The organism is Myxococcus sp. AM009 (assembly GCF_013372605.1).
Taxonomy (GTDB): domain Bacteria; phylum Myxococcota; class Myxococcia; order Myxococcales; family Myxococcaceae; genus Myxococcus; species Myxococcus vastator.
The window spans coordinates 1-21,325 of the sequence record NZ_JABXEP010000106.1 but is presented as its reverse complement, the minus strand read 5'-3'; the positions used below and the strand labels follow the sequence as shown (position 1 = coordinate 21,325).

Genomic DNA, 21,325 nt, shown 5'->3' with positions numbered 1-21,325 from the left:
GACTCCTTCCGGGCTTTCAGAAAAACGACGAATTTTCATACGTCGGTGGCAGGCTGCGCGCGTTCGTTTCCTAGACTCGGCCGAAGCGGCAGTCGTCCGCTCCGTCTGCCTTGATGCCCGGCATGGAGGGAAGTGTGTCCCACGCAGGTGAGCAGTCCATCCTGGCCATCGACCTCGGGACGTCCGCTGTCAAGGTGGCGGCTGTCTCGCTGAGGGGACGGATTCTGGGCGGCGACGTGGAGCCGCTGGAGCTGTCCCTGCTCCCGGATGGGGGCGCCGAGCAGCAGCCAGAGGCATGGTGGCGCGCCATCGTCCTGGCGACGCGGCGCCTGCTGTCCTCTGGGGCCGTGCGCGCGGAGGACGTCATCGGCGTCAACTGCAGCTCACAGTGGTCTGGCACCGTCGCGGTGGACGCGTCCGGCACGCCCGTGTGCCCCGCGCTCATCTGGATGGACTCGCGCGGTGCGCCGGACGTGAAGCGCGCGGTGGGCGGCTTCCCCTCCGTGGAGGGCTATGACGTTCGCCACCTGATGACGTGGATTCGCCTGTCGGGCGGCGTGCCCAGCCTTTCGGGCAAGGACCCGGTGGGCCACATCCTCTACCTGCGACGCGAGCGCCCGGACGTGTATCGCCGGACGTACAAGTTCCTGGAGCCGAAGGACTGGCTCAACCTGAAGCTGAGTGGCCGCTGCGCCGCCTCGTATGACTCCATCACCCTGCACTGGGTGACGGACAACCGCGCGCTGGGCCGCATCGCCTATGACGACCGGCTGCTGAAGCTCGCGGGGCTCGAGCGGGAGAAGCTCCCGGACCTGGTCCCTGCCTCGACGGTGCTGGGGCCCCTCCATGCGCGGGCCGCGAGCGAGTTGGGCCTGCGCGAGGACGTACAGGTGGTGACGGGCGCGCCGGACATCCTCGCCGCCGCCGTGGGCTCTGGCGCAGTGGGGGACTTCGAGCCCCACCTGTGCGTGGGGACCTCGTCGTGGCTGTGCTGCCACGTGCCCTACAAGAAGACGGACCTCTTCCATCAGATGGCGTCGCTGCCGTCCGCGCTGCCCGGTCGCTATCTGCTGGCCAACGAGCAGGAGTCCGCCGGCATCTGCCTCACCTTCCTCAAGGACAACATCCTCTACGGCCGGGACGCGGAGGCGGGGCCGGACGGTGATGCGCCGGACCTCTACCGGGTGATGGAGGCGCAGGCGGGCAACGTCCCCGCGGGCAGCGACCAGCTCATCTTCCTTCCCTGGCTCAACGGCGAGCGCAGCCCCGTGGACGACAAGTCGCTGCGCGGTGGCTTCTTCAACCAGTCCCTGAAGACGACGCGGGCGCACATGGTCCGGGCCGTGTTGGAGGGCGTGGCCTACAATTCGCGCTGGCTCTTCACCTATGTGGAGAAGTTCGTGGGCCGGCGGCTGGACTCGCTGCGCATCATCGGCGGAGGGGCCCGCTCCGCGCTGTGGTGCCAGATTCACGCGGACGTGCTGGGCCGCTCGGTGCAGCAGGTGGACGAGCCCGTGCTCGCCAATGCACGAGGCGCCGCGTTCCAGGCCGCGGTGGCGCTGGGGCAGTTGACGGTGGAGGAGATTCCCTCGCTCGTGCCGGTCGCCCGCACCTTTCATCCGGATTCGAAGAACGCGGCGCTCTACGACGAGCTGTTCCGCGAGTTCGTCAACATCTACAAACACAACAAGGCCATCTTCGCGCGGCTTAATCGCGCGCGAAGCGCCTGAACCCCCGAGGAGTCCGCCATGGCACTTCCAGACCTGAAGGCGCTGAGCCTGCTCAACCACGTCCCGCCGCGGTTGCTGTCCGCGGCCGAGCGCTACCTCAAGGCCGTTCCGGGCGTGAAGGGCCTGCTCAACCGGGAGACGGGCACGCTGCTGTCTGAACTGGAGAGCGGCCTCAAGCCCTACCGCGGGAAGATGCAGTCGTTCGACCACCTGCCGCCGACGGGGCGCGCGCGCGAGGACGTGCTGCGCGAACTCCAGGCCCTGGAGTCGCAGGAGGAGTACCGCTGGCGCGAGGGCCGCGTGTCCGGCGGTGTGTACAACGGTGACGCGGAGCACATCGCGTTCCTCAACCGCGTCTATGCGCTGCATTCACAGAGCAACCCGCTGCACGCCGACCTGTGGCCCAGCGCCACCAAGTTCGAGGCGGAGGTGGTGGCGATGACGGCCAGCATGCTCGGCGCGGACGTGGCGAACGCGGGTCAGCCGGAGGAGGCACGCATCTGCGGGGCCATGTCGTCCGGTGGCACCGAGAGCATCATGCTGGCGATGAAGACGTACCGGGACTGGGCCCGGGACACCAAGCGCATCACCCGGCCGGAGATGGTGGCGCCCGCCAGCGCGCACCCGGCCTTCGACAAGGCGGCGCACTACTTCGGCATCAAGATGGTGCGGGTGCCGGTGGGCCCGGACTACCGCGCCGACGTGGCCGCCATGCGCAAGGCCATCAACCGCAACACCATCGTCCTTGTCGGCTCGGCGCCCGGCTTTCCGCACGGTGTCATCGACCCCATCGAGGCGCTGTCCGAGCTCGCGCGCAAGAAGCGCATCGGCTTCCACACCGACGCGTGCCTGGGCGGCTTCGTGCTGCCCTTCGCCATGAAGCTGGGTTACGACGTGCCGCCCTTCGACTTCCGGCTGCCGGGCGTGACGTCCATGTCCGTGGACACGCACAAGTTCGGCTACGCGGCCAAGGGCTCGTCGGTGGTGTTGTACCGGGGCACGGAGCTGCGCTCGCACCAGTACTTCACGGCGACGGACTGGCCTGGTGGCATCTATTTCTCGCCCACCTTCTCCGGCAGCCGGCCAGGGGCGCTCATCGCCTCGGCGTGGGCCGCGCTGGTGAGTACGGGGGAGCAGGGCTATCTGGACGCCACCCGGCACATCCTGGAGACAGCGGCGGCCATCAAGCAGGGCATCCGCAATATGCCCGAGCTGCACGTGCTGGGGGACCCGCTGTTCGTCATCGCCTTCGGCTCGGAGTCCCTGGACATCTTCCAGGTGATGGAGCGGATGAGCGAGCACGGGTGGAACCTCAACGGCCTGCACAAGCCGTCCGCCGTCCACCTGTGCGTCACGCTGCGCCACACGCAGCCCGGCGTCGCGGAGCAGTTCCTGGTCGACCTGCGCGACGCCGTGGACTACGTGAAGTCCCACCCCAGCGCGAAGGGGACGATGGCGCCCGTGTACGGCATGGCCGCCTCCGTGCCCTTCCGCGGCGTGGTGAGTGACCTGCTCAAGAAGTACATGGACCTGCTCTACAAGGTGTGAGCGTCACCCCTTCAAACAGCTGTCCCCGCCAGGAAGGATGAGATGCTGGATGGCGGGCAGGTGTGCGCGGCAAGAGGGGGGCTCCGGCGGCATGGTCTGGCCCCTGTGCGGACGGTTGCTCCTTTTCAACGCGCGATTCCGTCAAGCGCGGCGATGCTCGTTTCCGGCAATACGAGCGTCGCCGCGGCGACGTTCTCGCGCAGGTGCGGGACCGACGACGTACCCGGGATGAGCAGGATGTTCGGCGCGCGGTGCAGCAGCCACGCGAGCGCGACCTGCATCGGCGTCGCGCCCAGCTCGCTCGCGACTTCCGACAGCGTCGAGGACTGGAGCGGCGTGAAGCCGCCGAGCGGGAAGAACGGCACGTAGGCGATGCCCTGCTTCGCCAGCGCGTCGATGAGCGCGTCGTCTCCGCGATGCGCCAGATTGTAGTGGTTCTGCACGCACACGACCTCGGTGAGCGCTTGCGCCTGCTCGACCTGACGCGCCGTCACGTTGCTGAGGCCGATGTGGCGAACGAGCCCCTCGCGCTTGAGCTCGATGAGGACGGCGAGCTCTTTGTCGAGCGGGCCTTCCGTCGGCGTCATGCTCATCATGCGCAGGTTCACGACGTCGATCGCGTCGAGCCCGAGGTGGCGCAGGTTGTCCTGGATGTCCGAGCGGATTTCGGCGGGCGACAGCGCCGGGAGCCACGACTTGTCCGCGCCACGCCGCCCACCCACCTTCGACACAATCACGACATTCTTGGGATACGGATGCAGCGTGTCGCGAATGAGCTGGTTCGTGACGTGTGGCCCGTAGGCATCGCTCGTGTCGAAGTGGTCGATGCCGATGGAGATCGCCTCGCGCAGCACCGCGGCAGCCGCTTCGGGATCACGCGGCGGTCCCCAGACGTGAGGGCCCGCGAGCTGCATGGCGCCATAGCCCATGCGGTGCACCGTGAGCGATGTGCCGGGGAACGTGAACCGACCGCCGAGCTTGTCTGTATTGGTCATGCGCTTGAATCTAACGATGGTCACAGTCCACACCAGCAAATAGGATGCATGGCAATCATGAACGCTGTTCGTGCCAGGAATCTCGACCTCAACCTGCTGCGAGTGCTCGTCGCCGTCGCTGACACGGGATCGGTCACGAAGGCGGCCGCGCGGCTCTACCTCACGCAGTCAGCGGTGAGCGCGGCGCTCGCCCGGCTCAGCGAGTCGCTGGACACGCCGGTGCTCGTGCGCCACGGCCGCGGCGTGATCTTGACGAGCCGGGCAGCACGCCTCGTGACCGAGGTCCGTCCGCTGCTCGAGGCGATGCTCCAGGCCTCGCTCGCACCGGCGCGCTTCGACCCGCGCACGAGCGAGCGGACCATCCGCCTGGGGCTCTCCGACTTCGGAGACGAGTGGCTGCTGCCACCGCTGCTGCGCCGGCTCGGACGCGACGCACCCAAGATGCGGCTCGTCTGCATTCCGGTCCAGTTCCGCACGGTGGTCGAGGCGCTGGCGACCCGTCGCGTCGACCTCGCGGCGACGGTCATCGACAAGCTGCCGCAGGCCATCCTGCGCACACCGCTCATCCGCGGCCACTTCGTTTGCCTGTTCGACCCGCGCCACGTACGCCTCGGCGCGCGGCCCAGCAAGCGCACGTACCTCGCGCAGGAGCACGTCATCGTCTCCTACAACGGCGACCTCCGCGGCACGGTCGAGGACACATACGGCGTCGAGCGACGCGTCCGCTGTTCGGTCGCGAGCTTCAGCGCGATCGGCGCCATCGTCGACGGCAGCCAACTGGTGGCGACCTTGCCCGACGTCTTCGCGGCGCAACTCCTGCGGCAGCGTCCGCACCTTCGCAGCGCGCCCTTCCCGTTCGCGCACCGCGCTGGCGGCATGGACCTGCTCTGGCCCGCCGCGCTGGATGACGACGACGCGTGCGCCTTCGTACGCGCCGCGATCATCGATATCGCCAAGCAGGTGCCCGCGACCCCTTGACGCTCTCGCAGGCGCTCTCCAACACCTCGCCGCCCCCCGACCGCGTGGGGGCCGAGCGAGTTGCTCGGCCCCATCTGCCGAGGCTCCTTCCGTCGGATTAAAGCGACCGGCTGGCGATCTCCGTCAGCTCCGCGTCCGTCAGCACCAGGGGGTTGGCCTTCATGCTGCTGGCCCCCTTGGCCTTCGCGACCAGCGCGGGCACCTGGGCCTCCGTCACCCCGTACCGTCTCAGCCCCGGCACACCCAGCGCCGCGCGCAGTTCGTCCACCCACGCCACGGCGTCCTCGGCCCTTGCATCCACCCGCCCTGTCAGCAGCGCCGCCAGCTCCCGCGCCCGGGGCAGGGACGGATGCTCCGGGGCCCGGGCTCGCAGCGCGCGCAGGTTGACGTCCAGCACCGCGGGCAGCAGCGCCGCGCACACCGCCCCGTGGGGCGCGTCGAACATGCCGCCCACGGGCGCGGCGAAGCCGTGCACCGCGCCCAGGCCGGCGTTGGCCAGACACAGGCCGCCGAAGAGGCTGGCCAGCGCCAGGTCCTCGCGCGCGGGCGCATCCGCGCCGTCCAGCACCGCGCGCCGCAGCGAGCGGGCCGACCTTCGCAGGCCCTCTCGTGCCAGCGCGTCCGTCAGCGGGTTGGCGCGCGCGGAGAGGAAGGGCTCGATGAGCTGCGACAGCGCATCCATGCCACTGGACGCCAGCACGGCGGCCGGCGCCCCCGTGAGCAGGTTCGGGTCCACCAGCGCCACGCGCGGCAACATGTGCGGACTGCGCAGGCTGGCCTTCACCTTCGCGTCCTTCGAGCCGAGCACCGCGTTGCGCGTCACCTCGGAGCCGGTGCCAGCCGTGGTGGGGATGGCCATGAAGGGCAGGGACGGGCGGGTGAGCGGCTGGCCCCGGCCAATGACTTCCAGGTAGTCCAGCGGGTCGCCCCCATTGGCGGCGAGCACGGCAATGGCCTTGCCCGCGTCCAGCGCGCTGCCTCCGCCCAGGGCCACCACCGCGTCACAGCCCGCTTCCTTGACGCGCGCGGTGCCTTCGCGAGCACGCTCCACCGTGGGCTCGCCGTCCACGGAAAAGACAGTCACCCCCAAACCCAGGCGCTCCAAGGCTTCCTGGAGAGGCCGTGCGCGTGTGGGATTGGCGCCAGTGACGAGCAGCACCCGGGAGCCCCCGAGGCCGCGGATGGCCTCAGGCGCTTCGGCCAGGCGGCCCGGGCCGAAGAGGACGCGAGTGGCGGTGGCGAACTCGAACGAGGAAGACGCGCTCACGTCCGTCACCATCCGGCGTCGTCGGGGAAGCGGTTGACGAACCTCCGGCTGGTGCGGGGCTCCGCCATCATCGGCGCCACGGTGTCGCGCCAGGTGAGGTAGTGCGCCGTCTCCTTGTGCGCTGCGGGGGCCTGCGGCGTCCGGTACGCCTCCACGAGCACGAAGCGCGTGGGCGCCTCGGCGTCCTGCATGACGTCGAAGCGCGCAATGCCAGGCTCCTTCACGCTTTCGCGCGCGTTGGCGAGCGTGGCCTGGTGGAAGGCGTCCACGTGCTCCGGCTTGACGTGGACCTGGACGTGAACGACGAGGAGGCTGTGGGACATGCCCTGGAAACTACTCCGGGCCGGGGCCGCGTGGGGACGCGGCCTCCGGCCCAGGAGGGGGCAGGGGTGTTGGCTGCCCGTCAGTGACTACGGGGCCTTGAGGACCGTCGTCGGGCTGATGACGTCTTCCAGCTTGCGGGCCATGGTCCACCCGTCGTGGTAGACGATGCCCACGGGGCTGATGGTGTCGTTCCGGTACAGGCCGACCTTCAGGTAGTTGAGCTGGCCCTTGTACTGCGTGGCGATGAAGCGCTTGGGCAGCACCACCTTGCCGTCCAGGTACAGCTCCACGAAGCCCACCTTCGAGTCCGGCGACCACTTCACGTGGAAGATGAAGTCCAGCCAGCGACCGCGAACCAGCGGCGTGCGCCAGACGATGGTGCCCGGGTTGCCGCCGATGTTGAGGCGAATCTCCTCGCCGTAGACGTAGAACTCCACCGGGGGCGAACCCGAGTTGCCCTCGTGGTGCCACTGGGTGAAGAGCTGCCACGTCTTCGCGCTGGGGAAGCTCGAGTCGAACATGGTGCTGAAGCGGTAGTAGTACTCGGAGTTCACGGGCTCGCGCGTCATGCGCACCAGCTCGTTGCGGTTGCCGCTGGAGTTGATGGGGTCGTCACCCTTGCGCACGGTGGCCTTGAGGGCGTAGCGGCCCTGCCGCAAGGGCGAGCTCACCAGCGCCAGCCGGTCCGCGCTCACCATCTGCGTGTGACTCCACTGGGAGCGGCTGTTGGTCTCGAAGTCACCGACCCACACCACACTGGCGCCATTGCCCGGCTGGGGTTGCTCCGGCGTGGGGTTCGGCTCCGGAGTGGGGGTCGGCTCGGTAGGAGGCACCGTCGACGACGTGGACGAGCAGGCACGCGCCTCGGCGATGCTGGCCCACTCGTTCAGGCTGTTGCCCTGGAACGTGACGCGGACGCGCCGCGTGTTGATGGTGGGGAAGCTGTACGTCTCCGCGGCGGCCGTCTTGCCGCTGCTCTTTCCCGAATAGACCTGTGTATAGGTATAGCCGTCCGGTGAGACCGAGACGAAGAAGTCATTCGCGCGGAGGTTGCCCTGATGCCACGCGACGGAGACACCGGCGACCTTTTGGATGGAGCCCAAGTCGTAGTCAATCCAGGAGCCCTTGCCGAGGCGGCTCCACCGGGTGCCCAGATTGGAGTCCATGGTATTGGCCGGAACGTTTCCATCATGGCCATTGGAAATCACCGACCGGGCCGTCAGCTGGGTGCAGCCCGTCGTGGTCAGCGCCGCGGCGCTGACCGTCTGGTTGTCGGGGGTATCGAATTCAATGGGGGACGCGTCGGATTCGGGGGAGACATCTTCCGGGGCGCCACAGCCCGTGCCGCTCATACCGAGCAGCGTTCCAACCAGCAGGAGGGTCTTCTTCATGGGGGGCTCTCTGGGAACAAAGGACAGACAGGTGGTGACTCCGCGCCGTGGGGGGACGGGCGGAGGGTGTTTGGCTTTGCTAGGTGGGCTTCTCCAAGGTCACGGCGGGTGATTGCCGTGTCGTGCTCTCAACGAGCATCCGCCAAAAGTATTTCGTATTCAACACGCGATTTCGAGCTCGCCTGCTCGCCAGGCGTCGCCCGGGGCGTACCTTGTTGCTGTTTCATCTGGCCTGATTGGAATTGTTTGTCATTGTGCGATGCGGGCGCTGGAGGCGCGCTGGGCGTGAGGCTTTCCATGCACTGCGGGCCTGGGTGGGCGCCGGGGCGCACTGCGACGCGAGTCGAGGGTGTGCGGTGGGGAGCGAACACTCCCACACCCCTGGCGACCGGAGGCGCGAGGTGCGTGCAGGCGCTACAACACCCCGGGTCGTACCGGCGACGCGAAGGACCGGCGCTCGACTCACACAGCGTCATCCTTCAGGGAGGTGGCCATGAACCCGGCTTCGGGCTCGTGCGTTGCGTGTGGGGCGCGTTTCCTGGGAGGCGTACTGGCGTGTCCGCGGAGCGCGGCGGGGGTACCCCGGGACGCGCCGGTCCGCCGGTGGGCGCCTGGGTTGTGCCACCCGCCGCTGGTGGGCCGCGTCGCGGTGCTGAAGCGACTGGTGGGGCTGGCGGAGGACGTGCGGCGCGGGCTGGGACGTGCGGTGTGGTTGATGGGGGAGGCGGGGATGGGCAAGACGCGCGTCAAGGACGCCTTCGTGGAGCGCCTGGCCTCGGAGGGCTTCGAAGTCTGGGAAGGCAGTGGCCTGGCGTTGCCGGGCGCACCGGCGGGCATCTTCCGGGAGCTGCTGGACGCCACGCGGGCGCTCAGCCCGCCCTCCGGGACGGGCCGCGTGTCCAGCGCGGACGCGGAGCGAATCCAGCGCTTCCTGGAGGGTCGTGAGCGCCAGGGCATTCCGGCGAGCCTCGCCTCCGAGCGCACCGCCCTGTTCGACTCCCTGTGCCACGCGCTGATGCCCCACCGCCGTCCGCGCCTGCTGGTGCTGGAGGACTGGCAGCACGGGGACGCGCTCAGCCATGCGCTGGTGGAGGAGCTGGTGTCGCGGCTGTCGCACACGCCGCTGCTGTTGCTGGCGCTCCAGCGCCCCAGCGGCACGGCGCCGGCGCCCCTATCGGCGGAGGTCCTGACGGTGGGGCGGCTGGGGCCCGCCGAGTCCGCGGCGCTGCTGGAGGGGCGGCTGCGGCACCGGGGAGCCCTGACGCCCGCGGCCCGGGAGGCGGTGCTGCGCGGCAGCGCCGGACACCCGCTGCACCTGCTGCACGCGGTGACGCTGCATGAGGAGCAACCGGAGCGGGAGGCGCCACTCATGGGCGAGGCGGCGCTGGCCGCGCGGCAGGCCTTGTTGCCTCCGGTACAACGGGACGTGCTGCGAGCGGCGTCGGTGCTGGGCCCGTCGTTTCCCCGGGCGGTGCTGGTGGCGTTGGCGGGTGGGGTGGGGCCGCTGGCGCTGCTGGAGACGGGGGGCTGGCTGCGCTCCGTCGCGGGAGGCCGGTACACGTGGGCGGTGGAGCCCGCACCGGGTGTCGATGAGCTCTCCGAGGCGGAGCTTCCCGCGGCGCACCGAAGGGCCGCGGAGGCCTATGAGGCCCTGCCGGAGCCGCTGCGTCAACGTGCCTGCATGGAGTTGACACGGCAATGGCTGTCAGCGGAGGAGTCCTCCCGGGCGCTGCCCTGTCTGGTGTCACTGGCGGGCTGGCATCTGGCGGCATTGGAGCCGGGGCCCGCCATGGCTGTGTATCGCTTCGCGTTGGGTCTGGCGGATGCGCTAAAGCCAGATGCCGCGCGGGAGTGGCGGCGGCGGCTCTGGGAATACATGGGCGACGCGCACCGGCTGGCGGGTGAGCCCGTCGAAGCGGAGGCCGCGTGGCACACGGCGCGGAAGCTGGATGATGAGGGGTTGGCGTCTCCCGCGGGAGACCGGGCCCGGCGTCTGTTCAAGCGGGCGTCGGTGGTGCTCTCGCTCGGCAGGTATGAGGAGGTGCTGGGGCTCGACAGGGAAGGGCGCCGGGACTGTCTGTCCGCGGCGCCGCTGCTGTCCGTGTCGCTGGATGCGCTGTCCGCGCTGGCGCTGTCCGCGCTGGGCCGGTTCGAGGACGCGCGCGCGCGGGTCGTCCTGGCCCGCGAGCAGTTGCTGCGGGCGGCCCAGGAAGACGGCCCCGCGAGGGCGGGCGTGGAGGCGCTGCTCCACCGGGCCATGGGCAGCATACAGCTCGGGCTGGGGTTCCCGGAGGCGGCGGCGTCCGAGTACGTCCAGGTCCTGCGCTGGAGCGAGCGGTCGGGGGACACGTGGGAGCACTCCACCGCGCTGCTGAACCTGGGCGATGCGTATTCGCGCGCGGGAGACAGGGAGCGCGCGGCGCACTTCTTCCAACTGTCGCTGGAGCTGGATTCACGCACGGGCGACCGCCGGGGCATGGCCTACACGCACCATGGACTGGCGCTGCTGCACACGCGCGCGGGGGCGCCGGAGTTGGCGAAGGAAGACGCGCTGCGAGGGCTCCAGCTGGCGTCCATGCTGGAGGACCGGCGCCTCCAATCGCTGCTCAGGTGCGTGCTGGGGCGGGCCCAGTTGCAGTTGGGCGAATGGGAAGAGGCCGGCCGTCAGCTCCAGCTCGCGGCGAGAGATGCCTCCGCCGTGGGGGCTCGCCTGGAGCTGCTTCAGGCGGAGGCGTGCCTGCGGGTGCTGGAGGCGCGGCGCTGAGCGTCAGGGGCCGCGGCGGGCCTGCGCCGCACTCCTCGCTACCCACGGGGCCGGGAGGCATGAAATTGTTCATGCGTGATTGAAATCGAGAGCATCGAGGCCTTCGAACGGCACCTCGCGGCGGGCGCCGGGTTCGCCAACGTCATCATCCAAGGGTTGGACCTGCGGGGGTACACCCAGGCGCTGGCCTCCGCCGAGCTCGTGGGCGCTGTCTTCCTGGGCTGTGAGCTGGAGAAGGACGCGCTGAAGGCCACCGTGGAGCATGGGGCCATGGTGTTCCCGCCCATCTCCGGCGTGCCCTATCAGCCCTACCGTGGCGCGCTGTACTCGCCGGAGGAGCTGTACTCGGGCTTTGACCCCGCGCGGCCGGAGTCCTACGCGGACACGCCAGATGCGCGCATCTACGCGCACTGGGCGGCGAACGGGCGCGGCAATCCTCCCACGCTGCTGGAGACGCTGGCGCAGCGGCTCCACGACCACTCGGTGACGGAGGCCATGGAGGCGCTGCTGTACCCGTCGGGTGGCGTGCGCAAGGTGGTGGCCATCATGGGGGGCCACTCCATGAAGCGCGGCCAGCCGGACTACCGCGCGGTGGCCTCCCTGGCGCGCGAGCTGGCACGCCGTGGCTTCTTCATGGTCAGCGGCGGAGGCCCGGGGGCCATGGAGGCCACGCACGTGGGCGCGTGGTTCGCGCGGCGCACGGAGGCGGAGCTGGACGCGGGGCTGGCCATGCTCGCGCGGGCGCCCAGCTACACCGACCGGGAGTGGCTCGCGCGCGCCTTCGATGTTCGCCGCGCCTTCCCCCTGGGGGAGGACGACCTGCCGTACTGCGCCAGCCTGGGCATCCCCACGTGGCACTACGGGCACGAGCCGCCCAACCCCTTCGCCACGCACATCGCGAAGTACTTCGCCAACAGCGTGCGGGAAGACGGTCTGCTGACCATCGCCAAGGGCGGCATCGTCTATTCACCCGGCAGCGCCGGCACCATCCAGGAGGTGTTCCAGGACGCGTGCCAGAATCACTACAACTCGGTGGGCGTCATCAGCCCCATGATCTTCCTGGGCACCGAGTTCTGGACGCGCACCCGGCCCGTGTACCCGCTGCTGCATCAGCTCGCGCAGGGCTACGACTACGCGCGCTACCTCATGCTCACGGATTCGCAGGAGGAGGTCGTCCGGGCGCTGGAGGCGTATGATCGCGAGGCGCACCCGTCTCCCTGAACGCCCGCGGCCTCGCCGGGATTCTCCGAGTCTCCCGCCTCCAGCGGGCAGGCACGGGGGCAGGGGCCCGGCGAATCCGCCTGGATGTGGTCGCCCCACTGCGTTGTCGCTGTTCGACGCAGCCGGGGCGGCGTATCCTCGCGGTCTCGGGAAGGAGTGCTCGGATGCGGCCCCGGGCCGTCTTCTTTGACTTGGATGACACGCTGATTGACCGCGCGGGCGCCTTCACGCGCTACGTGGACTCGCTCGTCTCCCGCTACCTGTCGTTGCTCCCCGCGGCTCGGCGTGCCGAAGCCGTGGCCTGGATGCACGCGGTGGATGGGCGTGGCGGAGCGTCCCGGAGTGCGTTCTGTCAGCAGGTGACGGCGGCGTTCCCCTGCCTGGGCCTCACGCCAGACGCGCTCTGGGAGGACATGGCGACGCGCCTGCCTCAGCTTGTCCAGGCGGACGCGGGCGTCTGTGATTGGGTGGCCTCCGTGGCCCGCTGCCGGCCGGTGGTGGTGGTGTCGAATGGCTCGGCGCGGGTGCAGCGCACGAAGCTGGCCCGCTCGGGGCTCGCGGAGGTGCTGCCGGAGGTCTTCCTCTCCGGCGAGGTGGGCGCGGCGAAGCCGGATGCCCGCATCTTCGAGGCCGCGCTGGCCCACGTCGGACGTTCTCCGGAAGAGGTGCTGCACGTGGGCGACGACCCGGAGCGGGACGTCGTGGGCGCCGCGCGGCTGGGGCTGGCCACCTGCTGGGTGTCCCACGGCCGGCCGTGGCCCTCCGCGCTGCCGCCGCCCATGTTCACGGTGGAGTGCATCCCTTCGCGCATCGACGACATCGCCGGAGTGCTCACGCGATGGACATGAACGCCGTGGTCGGCTCGCACGACCTGCTCTTCATCACCCTGGACACGCTGCGCTTCGACGTCGCCGAGGCGCTCGCGGCCCAGGGGCGCACGCCGAACCTCTCCGCGCTGCTGCCCGGAGGCCGGTGGGAGTCGCGGCACTCCCCCGCGAGCTTCACGTACGCGGCGCACCACGCCTTCTTCGCGGGCTTCCTGCCCACGCCCGCCACGCCGGGGCCGCATCCCCGGTTGTTCTCGATGCGCTTCGAGGGCAGCGAGACGACGGCCTCCACCACCTGTGTGCTGGACGCGCCGGACCTCGTCACCGGGCTGGCGGGCCGCGGGTACCACACCGTCTGCATTGGCGGCGTGGGCTTCTTCAACAAGCGCAATCCGCTGGGCAACGTGCTCCCCGGGCTCTTCGCGGAGAGCCACTGGCGCTCCGAGCTGGGCGTGACGGACGCGCGCTCCACCGAGCACCAGGTGGCGCTGGCCGTCCAGCGGCTGGAGGCGCTGCCCCGTGAGCAGCGCGTCTTCCTCTTCATCAACGTGTCGGCGCTGCACCAGCCGAACCGGCACTATGTGCCTGGTGCCACCCAGGACTCACGCGAGTCCCACGCCGCGGCCTTGGAGTACGTGGACTCGCGGCTCCCTCCGTTGTTCGCGGCCCTGCGGCGCCGGGGGCCCGCCTTCTGCATCGTCTGCTCGGACCATGGCACCACCTACGGCGAGGACGGTTTCACCGGCCATCGCCTGGCGCACCCCGTGGTGTGGACGGTGCCCTACGCTGAATTCCTGCTACCTCGAGAAACCGCACCATGACGCGTCTGGAGCAGATGCTCGAAGGGTCGCCCTATGTGGCGTACCTCTACGGCTACCCACACAAGACGGCCTACCGGCCCTTCACCCCCGCGCTCCCGCTGGAGTCCGTCTGGGCGGAGGAGCGGCGCGACGCGCTGTTCCTCTACATCCACGTGCCCTTCTGTGAGATGCGCTGCGGCTTCTGCAACCTCTTCACCGCCGCCGGGCCGAAGCAGGACGTGGTGGACGGGTTCCTGGGCGCCCTGGTGCGCGAGACGAAGCGGGTGAAGGAGGCGCTGGGGACGGCGAGCTTCGCCCGGGCCGCCATTGGCGGTGGCACGCCGACGCTGCTGGACGTGGCGGGGTTGAACACCGTGTTCGACCTGGCCGAGGGCGTCATGGGCGCGGACATGAAGAACATCCCCGTGTCCGTGGAGGTGTCGCCGGAGACGGTGGACGCGCAGAAGCTCCAGGTGCTGCGCTCGCGCGGCACGGACCGGGTGAGCATGGGCATCCAGAGCTTCATCGAGGCGGAGGTGGCCGCGGTGAAGCGGCCCCAGAAGACGGCGCAGGTGGAGGCCGCGCTGGACCTCATCCGCTCCACGGGCTTCCCCACGCTGAACCTGGACCTCATCTACGGCATGGAGGGGCAGACGGAGGAGAGCTTCCTCTACTCGCTGCGCACGGCGCTCCGTTACTCGCCGGAGGAGATTTATCTCTACCCGCTCTACGTCCGGCCGCTGACCTTCCTGGGCAAGAAGGCGCGGGCGTGGGACGACCTGCGCCTGTCGTTGTACCGCGTGGGCCGCGACTTCCTCCTGTCGGAGGGCTACACGCAGGTCTCCATGCGGATGTTCCGCGCGCGCCATGCGCCGGACGCGGGCGGTCCGGTGTATCGCTGCCAGGAGGACGGCATGGTGGGGCTGGGCTGCGGGGCGCGCTCGTACACGGGACAGGTGCATTACTCGTCTGAGTACGCGGTGGGCTCTCGCGAGGTGCGCTCCATCATCTCGTCGTATAGCGAGCGGACCGAGGCGTCCTTCGGTGAGGTGGGCTACGGCTTCCGCCTGGACTCCGAGGAGCGGCGGCGGCGCTACATGCTGTTGTCCCTGCTGGCGGACGGCGTGGACCTGGCCGTCTACCGGCAGCGCTTCTGCACCGACGCGCTGGAGGATTTCCCGGAGCTGGAGGAGCTGGAATCGCACGGGCTGGCGCGGAAGAACGGCGGGGTGGTGCAGCTCACCGCGGCGGGCGTGGAGCGCTCCGACCTGATTGGTCCCTGGCTGCACTCCGACCAGGTGCAGGCGATGATGAAGGAGTACGCCTGGCGATGAAGCTCACCGTGCTCTATCGGGGCCCGCTGTCGAGCTGCAACTACGGCTGCGAGTACTGCCCCTTCGGCAAGTGGAAGCACACCGACGAGGAGCTGGCCAAGGACCGCGCGGACCTGGAGCGCTTCGTCGCGTGGGTGGAGGCGCGGACGCAGGACACGGTGTCGGTGTTCTTCACGCCATGGGGCGAGGCGCTCATCTGGCCCTGGTACCAGGAGGCGCTGACGCGCCTGTCACACCTGCCGCACGTGGAGCGGTTGGCCATCCAGACGAACCTGTCCTGCAAGCTGGACTGGGTGGCCCAGGCGCGCGCGGACAAGCTGGGCATCTGGGCCACGTACCATCCGGAGTGGACGAAGCGGCACCGCTTCGTGGCCCAGTGCGCGAAGCTGACGGAGCTGGGCGTGCGGCACAGCGTGGGCGTGGTGGGCTTCCTGCGCTTCACGGAGGAGGCGGAGGCCCTGCGCGCCGAGCTGCCTGCGGACACCTACCTGTGGATCAACGCGGTGAAGGACGGGCAGGAGGAGCCGTACACGGCGGAGGACGTGGCGCGCTTCACGCGCTTGGACCCGCTCTTCCCGGTGAACAACACGCGCCACCCGAGCCTGGGCCGCGCGTGCCGGGGCGGGGAGTCCGTCATCTCCGTGGATGGGGAGGGCACGGCGCGGCGGTGCCACTTCATCGACGAGCCGATTGGCAACATCTACGCGCCGGACTTCGACGCCGCGTTGAGGCCCCGGCCGTGCGCGAAGCAGACCTGCGGTTGTCATATCGGGTACGTGCACCTGGAGTACCTGGAGCTGGACCGCGTGTTTGGCTCTGGCATCCTGGAGCGCGTCCCGGCGACTCCCTTGTGGAAGGGCGCGCTGGGTAAAGGAGTATCTGGAGCGCTTCCCGGCAGCGGAAGGGGCGAACGTCACGGGAGCTGACGCAGGGCTTCGCGAATCTCCCACTCGTAGACGGTGAGCCCGTCACGGCGGAGGTTGGGGAGCAGGTCTCCGAAGGCGTTGGCCTCCAGCACCCGGTGGCCGGCGAAGTGCTCCTCGTACATGAGGTCGATGCCCACGTGCAGGCAGTCATGCGCGCGCGCCACCGTGCGGCAGGTCTCCATGGCGTCCGCGAGCTCGTTTCCGGGCACCGCCGCGTGGAAGTCGTCCAAGTCGCCCCGCCAGCCGCCCAGGTGCAGGTTGGTGATGGGCCGCATGCTCTGCCGCACCACCGTGAAGGCCGGCTCGCCCCGGACCATCAGCACCCGGCAGTCGAAGTAGTCGCCGCCCAGCCGCGCCTTGGGAATCGAGCGCTCCACCTGTGCGCCTTCGCCCAGCAGATACGTGAGGAGTTCATCCACCTGCGCTGGAGCCTCGACGCGGCGAACCTTCAGCGAGTTGTACCAACCCGTCTTCGCTACCTCGATGGTGGTGGTCAACGCGTCCGCAGAGCGCCCCCGCCGGTAGATGGCGAGGCATGACGCGGAGGAGCCGCACGACACCTTCACGTACACCTCGCGGCAGTCCTCCGCGTCCATCCGCTCCCGGAGCGATTCCACGTCCGTGACGCCGTCCAACGGCTCCGGAACCGGCACGCCCAGGGCGGCGTAGCGGCGGGAGGTGATGCGCTTGTCGAAGAGGTCCGCGATGGCGGAGGGCTTCTGGAGGACACGCCACCGTGGGTGCGTAGCGAAGATGGCCTCCAGCTCCGCCAGGACGCGCAGGAAGCCCAGGTGGTGCTGCCGTGGGCTGAGAATCCGGCCGTGGTCCACGGGCAATCGGTCCACCTGCTCCGGCGTCAGGACGGAGCAGCCGTGGCCCACCGCGTCCACGTAGCCCTGCTTGAGCAGGGCCTTCTCCACGTCCCAGTTCTCCCCCGTGGAATCAATGCGGACCAACGCCTCCGAGTCCGGGAGGTCCGCCAGCAGGCCTGGCGTCGTCAGCAGCTCGCGCCAGGGCACGACGTGCGCGGGCGGGAGCCCCTGGTGGGACAGGGCCTCCTGGAACAGCGTGACGCGCCGGTTCTCCGCGTTGCCGATGAGGATGAACGGCGGCGCGCGGTTCATGCCGGACTACTCGCCCACCGCCGCGTAGCGGAGGCCTTCCTCGTCGTCGAACTCATCGCGCTGACTCCCCGTCGCCACGACGGGACACAGGTTGGCCAGCAACTTCACGCCCTTGCGCGTGAGCAGGTTCCGCGACACGTCCAGCTTCTTGAGGTGCTTGAACGCCGCCGCGCTCGCCGCCAGGACCGCCGCGTCGGAGTCCCTCAGCGTGCCGTTCGACAAGTCCAGCGACTCCAACTGCCGCAGCGCCTTCGACTTCGTCAGCAGGGGCGCGAGGTCCTCGGAGAACGCCGCGTTGCTCAACCCCAGGTGCTTCAGCCTCGGCAGGCCGGCGGCGTCCAGGATGGGCTGTACGTCGCTGGCGCGTCCCCGGCCGCCGTGCTCATCGCCGCCGAACCAGACCTCCAGGTGCTCCAGCTTCGGCCACTTCGCGCTGGCGATGGCCTGCACCGCCGTCCGCGGGAGTGCGGCCGACTCCAAGGTGAAGCGCCGCAGCTCGGGGAGGTCCAGCGTCCCCAGGCGTGCGTCTCCGCCGCGCAGGCGCAGGGAGGTGAGCTGGGGCAGGGCCTTGAGCAGGGGGGCGAGGTTTCCCAGGGGGACCCAGGAAAGCTCGGCCTCATCCGGGAAGACGAAGTCACCGATGAACAGCGTCTTCAGCGTCGTCGGTGCCCACTTCGTCAGGACCTCGACGACTTCGTTGTACCCGGGGTCATCATCGCGGTCCGGCAATCCGAGCGTCAGCTCCTGGAGGAACCTGCCCGAGGGGTGACGGAGCAGCATCGTCAGCACCTCGACGATGTCGAAGTCCGGGTCCGCGTTGAAGTCGGAGGCCGCCACCCGCGCGCCGCGGATGAAGCCCAGGTGCCATGCCAGGGTCAGGGACTTCTCGCCGAGCATCGACATGAGGCCCGCGCCAAGGAGCGTTCCCTGGTTCTCCTTGTATAGCGCCGCAGCCTTGCGCTTGAGGCGGGTGGCCTCCGCGCCCTGGACCTGTTGCTGCGCGTGCTGCAAGGCAATCAGCTCCCCGCGCGGGTCGCCCTGGCCCTGGAGCCAGTCGGCGTAGACGAGGTAGCCGTCGTCAGCGTCCGGCGCCTGGAGGATGGCGGCCTCCAGCTCCGGGTTCGTCTTGGGCGCGGGCGCCGTGTCCTTCGGCTTGACGCGCGTGTAGCCCTTCTTCGTCTTCTCCAGGACCTGCTTCTGGTACGCCGTCATCGCCGCGTAGGGCGTCTTGAGCGTCTGGGCCTTCACCTGTCCCTCCGTGCCGAGGCGGCCCCAACGGGTGGTGATGACGGCGCCCTTCCGTTCGATTTCCCAGAACCTGCTCGAAGTGCCTTCCGTGTATTCGAAGCGCGGCATGGTGTGTCCCCCTGGAGTGGCTGCTCGGCGACTCTGGGCTACTCGCCCACCGCGGAGTAGCGGTAGTCCTCTTCGTAGTCGCGCTGGTTGCCCACGGTGGCGTTGGGGAGCGCTTTGGACAGCAGGGATTGCGCCTCTGCCGTCAGCGTGTTCTCCGTGACGTCGAACTGCTTGAGGTGGGCGAAGGCCGCCGCGTTGTCCGCCAGGGCTTGCGCGCCCTCATGCGACAGGATGCCCATGGAGATGTCCAGCTTCTCCAACTGCTTCAGCACCTTCGCGGTGGGCAGCACCTGGGCGAGGGCATCAGTGAATTCGGAGTTGCACAGACCCAGCTGCTTGAGGTTCGGCAGGTCCTTGCCGTCGAGGATGGGCTGGATGTCCTCCACTCCGCCCTCCGCGCCGTAGTTGTCACTGCCGAACCACACCTCCAGGCGCTCCAGCTTCGGCCACTTCGCGCTGGAGATGGACTTGATGGCCGCCAGGGGCAATCCGCCCGTCTCCACAGTGAACTCACGCAGCTCGGGCAGGTCCACGTCGCCCAGCGCCAGGTCGCCGCCGCGCAGCCGCAGCTTGCGCAGGCCGGGCAGCAGCTTGAGGAGGCCGGAGATGTCGTGCAGGTGCGTCCAGGAGATCTCGGTCTCGTCCGGGTACTCGAAGTCGCCGATGAACAGCTCCTCAATCGTCTTCGAGCCGCCCGCCTGGACGATGGCTTCGACGGCCGTGCTGTAGTCGTTCTCCTCGAAGTCCGCCATGCCCAGCGTGAGGCCACGGATGAAGCGCGCGGAGGGATGCTTGAGCAGCGTCCCGAGTGCCTCGGCGACGTCGAACTCAGAGTCGTAATCCTTCTTTCCCACGCGCGCGGAGCGGATGAAGCCCAGGTGCCACTCAAGGGACAGCTCCTCCGACTTCACTCCGGCCGCCAGCTCGCCGAGCAGCAGCGTCTGGTACTTCTTGATGTGCGCGGTGGCCTTGCGCTTCAGGTCGCTGGCCTCCGTGCCGCTGGCCTGAGCGGCCGCGTGCTGGATGGCGATGAGCTCGCCGCGCGGGTCGCCCTGACCCTGGAGCCAGTCGCTGTAGACGAGGTACGCGTCCACGTTGGCCGGGTCCTTGAGGATGGCGGCCTCCAGCTCCGGGTTGGAGGCGGGCTCCTCACCGCCACCGCCGTCGGAGTCGTCGTCATCGCCCTTGCCCGCCAGGACGTAGCCCTTCTTCTCCTTCTCTCGGACGAGCTTGTCGTGCTCCTTCTGGGCCTCTTCGGGAGAGCCGAAGGTCTGGGTCTTCTCCTGGCCGTCGGTGCCAATGCGGCCCCACCGCGCGGTGAAGCTGTTGCCGGAGAGGTTGATTTCCCAGAACTTGCTGGAGCTGCCTTCCTTGAACTCGTACCGCGGCATGGCCCGTCCTTCGTCCGTAGCGCCGGGTGGGGCGCGTTGTGAAGCGGACGCTAGAGAAGCCCTTGCGCAAGCTCAAGCGTTACCCCCGTCCAGGCCTCCCAATGCGCGCGGTGGAGGTCGGCGCTCATCGGTGACTCCGGATTTCGAGAATCCAGCACGCGCGGGGAGGGGCCGCTGAGGTCGAGCACCTGCCACTCGACACGGGGGGCGCTGGGGTGAAACGCCTCCTCGGCTTGACTGCTTGCGTTGAGGAGCACCAGGTCCACCCGCGCGCGCTTCGCACGCGTCTCCGCATCCGTCAGGACCTCGTCCAGCGTGGCGGCGGTGAGGACCTCCGCCGTGCCACGGGCGCGCCATTCGCGCAGCAGCAGTTCGCAGAGGCCGCGCTCGGCCTCCAGGGGCGCCGAGCCGTCAGGGGCGCGCAAGAAGACGGCGCGGAAGAGGAGCTCCTCGCTGCCCAGCCAGAGGGAGAGCCGCCGCACGAGGCAGAGCAGCAGGCCCATCGCCACCACCACGCGCTGCCAGCGGACCCCCGCGTCCTTCACGCGCGCATCCACGAGGCTCGGCGGCAGGACGAAGGTGATGACGCGCCTGCGGCGGACGGAGATGCTCTCGTCGCGCGTGTAGTAGAGGAGCTCGCCCTCCACGTAGCGCACGTCGAAGAGGTCGAGGTCGGGCTCGTCCTCCATGTAGACCAGCTCGGAGGTGACGAGGTTCTCCAGGCTGCCCACGTTGGACACGGAGGAGAAGCCACCTTGTGGGAAGGCGGCCTCGTCCTCCATCGCCATGGGGAGCGGTGCGGTGCTCACCGGGCGGGCGCGCAGCTTGGGCGGCAGGGTTCGCGACAGGGCCTCCGCGGCCTCTACTGCCTGCTCCAGGGCCAGCCGCTGCGCCTTGCCCTGAAGGTGCTCCAGGTTCTCCAGCGTGAAGGACTCCGCGTCGCCGAGCAGCGCATGGGCGCGCCGGGCCGCGCTCGCCAGGGCTTCGTAGCCTTCCGTGAGCCGGTCCAGCGCGATGCGGGTTCCTGATTCGCGCAGGGCCGCGTAGCCCGCCTGGAGCAGCTCCGCGGGCGGACGCTCCAGGACGCGCCGGGCCAAGGCGGGGCTCACCGGGCTCCCCTCGGTGAAGCCCATGCGGGTCAGGATACGTGCGACGAGGAAGGCGATACCTCGCGGACGGAGCATCTCAGGCAGCCGTGCGAGGGCGGCGGAGACCGCCTCCAGGTGGGGCTCCGCGGCCAGGCGTGCCAGCACGTGGTCGTCATACGCTCGCACCGCCGTGCGCAGCCGGGGCTGGGTGTCGGGGACGGGCGCGGAGGGCGCGAGTGGAAGCCCCGCGACGAGCCGGCC

17 protein-coding genes are annotated in these 21,325 nt (G+C 69.6%); 9 read left to right on the top strand and 8 right to left on the bottom strand.

What is annotated here, in order from left to right:
* The first annotated feature begins 122 nt into the window (after positions 1-122).
* Together HV824_RS23945 and HV824_RS23940 are read left to right on the top strand one after the other, a co-directional pair.
* The gene (locus HV824_RS23945) at positions 123-1,730 is read left to right on the top strand and encodes an FGGY-family carbohydrate kinase (RefSeq protein ID WP_176418668.1); all 1,608 of its coding nucleotides are present in this window, start codon (positions 123-125) and stop codon (positions 1,728-1,730) included.
* Between the two features lie 18 nt (positions 1,731-1,748).
* On the top strand, positions 1,749-3,278 hold the full coding sequence (locus tag HV824_RS23940) for an aminotransferase class V-fold PLP-dependent enzyme (protein WP_176424309.1): 1,530 nt from the start codon (positions 1,749-1,751) through the stop codon (positions 3,276-3,278).
* Between the two features lie 125 nt (positions 3,279-3,403).
* Here HV824_RS23940 and HV824_RS23935 read toward each other — a convergent pair whose 3' ends face one another.
* Positions 3,404-4,273 carry an aldo/keto reductase family oxidoreductase gene (locus HV824_RS23935; RefSeq protein ID WP_176424308.1) on the bottom strand — a complete coding sequence of 290 codons (870 nt, stop codon included), beginning with the start codon at positions 4,271-4,273 and terminating at the stop codon, positions 3,404-3,406.
* Between the two features lie 48 nt (positions 4,274-4,321).
* On the opposite strand from HV824_RS23935, the gene HV824_RS23930 reads away from it, so the two are divergent.
* A complete protein-coding gene (locus tag HV824_RS23930; protein ID WP_255208294.1) occupies positions 4,322-5,251 on the top strand; it encodes a LysR family transcriptional regulator in 930 nt (309 codons plus the stop codon).
* Positions 5,252-5,348: 97 nt separating this feature from the next.
* Here the strand turns inward: HV824_RS23930 and HV824_RS23925 are convergent, their stop codons facing one another.
* The 3 genes from HV824_RS23925 to HV824_RS23915 form a co-directional block, all read right to left on the bottom strand.
* Positions 5,349-6,530 (bottom strand): iron-containing alcohol dehydrogenase, encoded by a 1,182-nt coding sequence (locus tag HV824_RS23925; protein WP_176418665.1) that lies wholly within the window; start codon positions 6,528-6,530, stop codon positions 5,349-5,351.
* Positions 6,524-6,841: an antibiotic biosynthesis monooxygenase gene (locus tag HV824_RS23920; protein ID WP_176424307.1), complete on the bottom strand. Its 318-nt coding sequence runs from the start codon at positions 6,839-6,841 to the stop codon at positions 6,524-6,526. Before HV824_RS23920 ends, HV824_RS23925 begins: the two co-directional genes overlap by 7 nt.
* A gap of 87 nt (positions 6,842-6,928) precedes the next feature.
* Positions 6,929-8,233: a heparin lyase I family protein gene (locus tag HV824_RS23915; RefSeq protein ID WP_176418663.1), complete on the bottom strand. Its 1,305-nt coding sequence runs from the start codon at positions 8,231-8,233 to the stop codon at positions 6,929-6,931.
* Positions 8,234-8,726: 493 nt separating this feature from the next.
* Here HV824_RS23915 and HV824_RS23910 point away from each other — a divergent pair, with 493 nt between their 5' ends.
* The 6 genes from HV824_RS23910 to HV824_RS23885 all read left to right on the top strand — a co-directional run bounded on the left by HV824_RS23910 (position 8,727) and on the right by HV824_RS23885 (position 16,105).
* Positions 8,727-10,997, top strand: coding sequence for an AAA family ATPase (locus tag HV824_RS23910; protein WP_255208293.1), 2,271 nt, complete (start codon positions 8,727-8,729; stop codon positions 10,995-10,997).
* A gap of 75 nt (positions 10,998-11,072) precedes the next feature.
* Positions 11,073-12,218 (top strand): hypothetical protein, encoded by a 1,146-nt coding sequence (locus tag HV824_RS23905; RefSeq protein WP_176424305.1) that lies wholly within the window; start codon positions 11,073-11,075, stop codon positions 12,216-12,218.
* A 164-nt stretch (positions 12,219-12,382) separates the two neighbouring features.
* Entirely contained in the window at positions 12,383-13,066 is a 684-nt protein-coding gene (locus HV824_RS23900; protein WP_176424304.1) for an HAD family hydrolase, read from the top strand.
* A complete protein-coding gene (locus tag HV824_RS23895) occupies positions 13,057-13,866 on the top strand; it encodes an STM4013/SEN3800 family hydrolase (RefSeq protein WP_176424303.1) in 810 nt (269 codons plus the stop codon). The genes HV824_RS23900 and HV824_RS23895 overlap by 10 nt, the downstream gene beginning before the upstream one ends.
* Positions 13,863-15,179, top strand: coding sequence for an STM4012 family radical SAM protein (locus HV824_RS23890; RefSeq protein WP_176424302.1), 1,317 nt, complete (start codon positions 13,863-13,865; stop codon positions 15,177-15,179). The genes HV824_RS23895 and HV824_RS23890 overlap by 4 nt, the downstream gene beginning before the upstream one ends.
* Positions 15,176-16,105 carry an STM4011 family radical SAM protein gene (locus HV824_RS23885; protein ID WP_176424301.1) on the top strand — a complete coding sequence of 310 codons (930 nt, stop codon included), beginning with the start codon at positions 15,176-15,178 and terminating at the stop codon, positions 16,103-16,105. Before HV824_RS23890 ends, HV824_RS23885 begins: the two co-directional genes overlap by 4 nt.
* On the opposite strand, the gene HV824_RS23880 is transcribed toward HV824_RS23885, so the two are convergent.
* The 4 genes from HV824_RS23880 to HV824_RS23865 all read right to left on the bottom strand — a co-directional run.
* On the bottom strand, positions 16,093-17,229 hold the full coding sequence (locus tag HV824_RS23880; RefSeq protein WP_176424300.1) for an STM4014 family protein: 1,137 nt from the start codon (positions 17,227-17,229) through the stop codon (positions 16,093-16,095). The two genes, HV824_RS23885 and HV824_RS23880, sit on opposite strands and share 13 nt — an antisense overlap.
* Positions 17,230-17,235: 6 nt before the next feature.
* Entirely contained in the window at positions 17,236-18,585 is a 1,350-nt protein-coding gene (locus HV824_RS23875) for a TIGR02996 domain-containing protein (RefSeq protein WP_176424299.1), read from the bottom strand.
* A 38-nt stretch (positions 18,586-18,623) separates the two neighbouring features.
* Positions 18,624-19,976 (bottom strand): WGR domain-containing protein, encoded by a 1,353-nt coding sequence (locus HV824_RS23870; protein ID WP_176424298.1) that lies wholly within the window; start codon positions 19,974-19,976, stop codon positions 18,624-18,626.
* 50 nt (positions 19,977-20,026) lie between these two features.
* Positions 20,027-21,325: hypothetical protein (locus tag HV824_RS23865; protein ID WP_176424297.1), on the bottom strand; the 1,299-nt coding region annotated here is incomplete at its 5' end.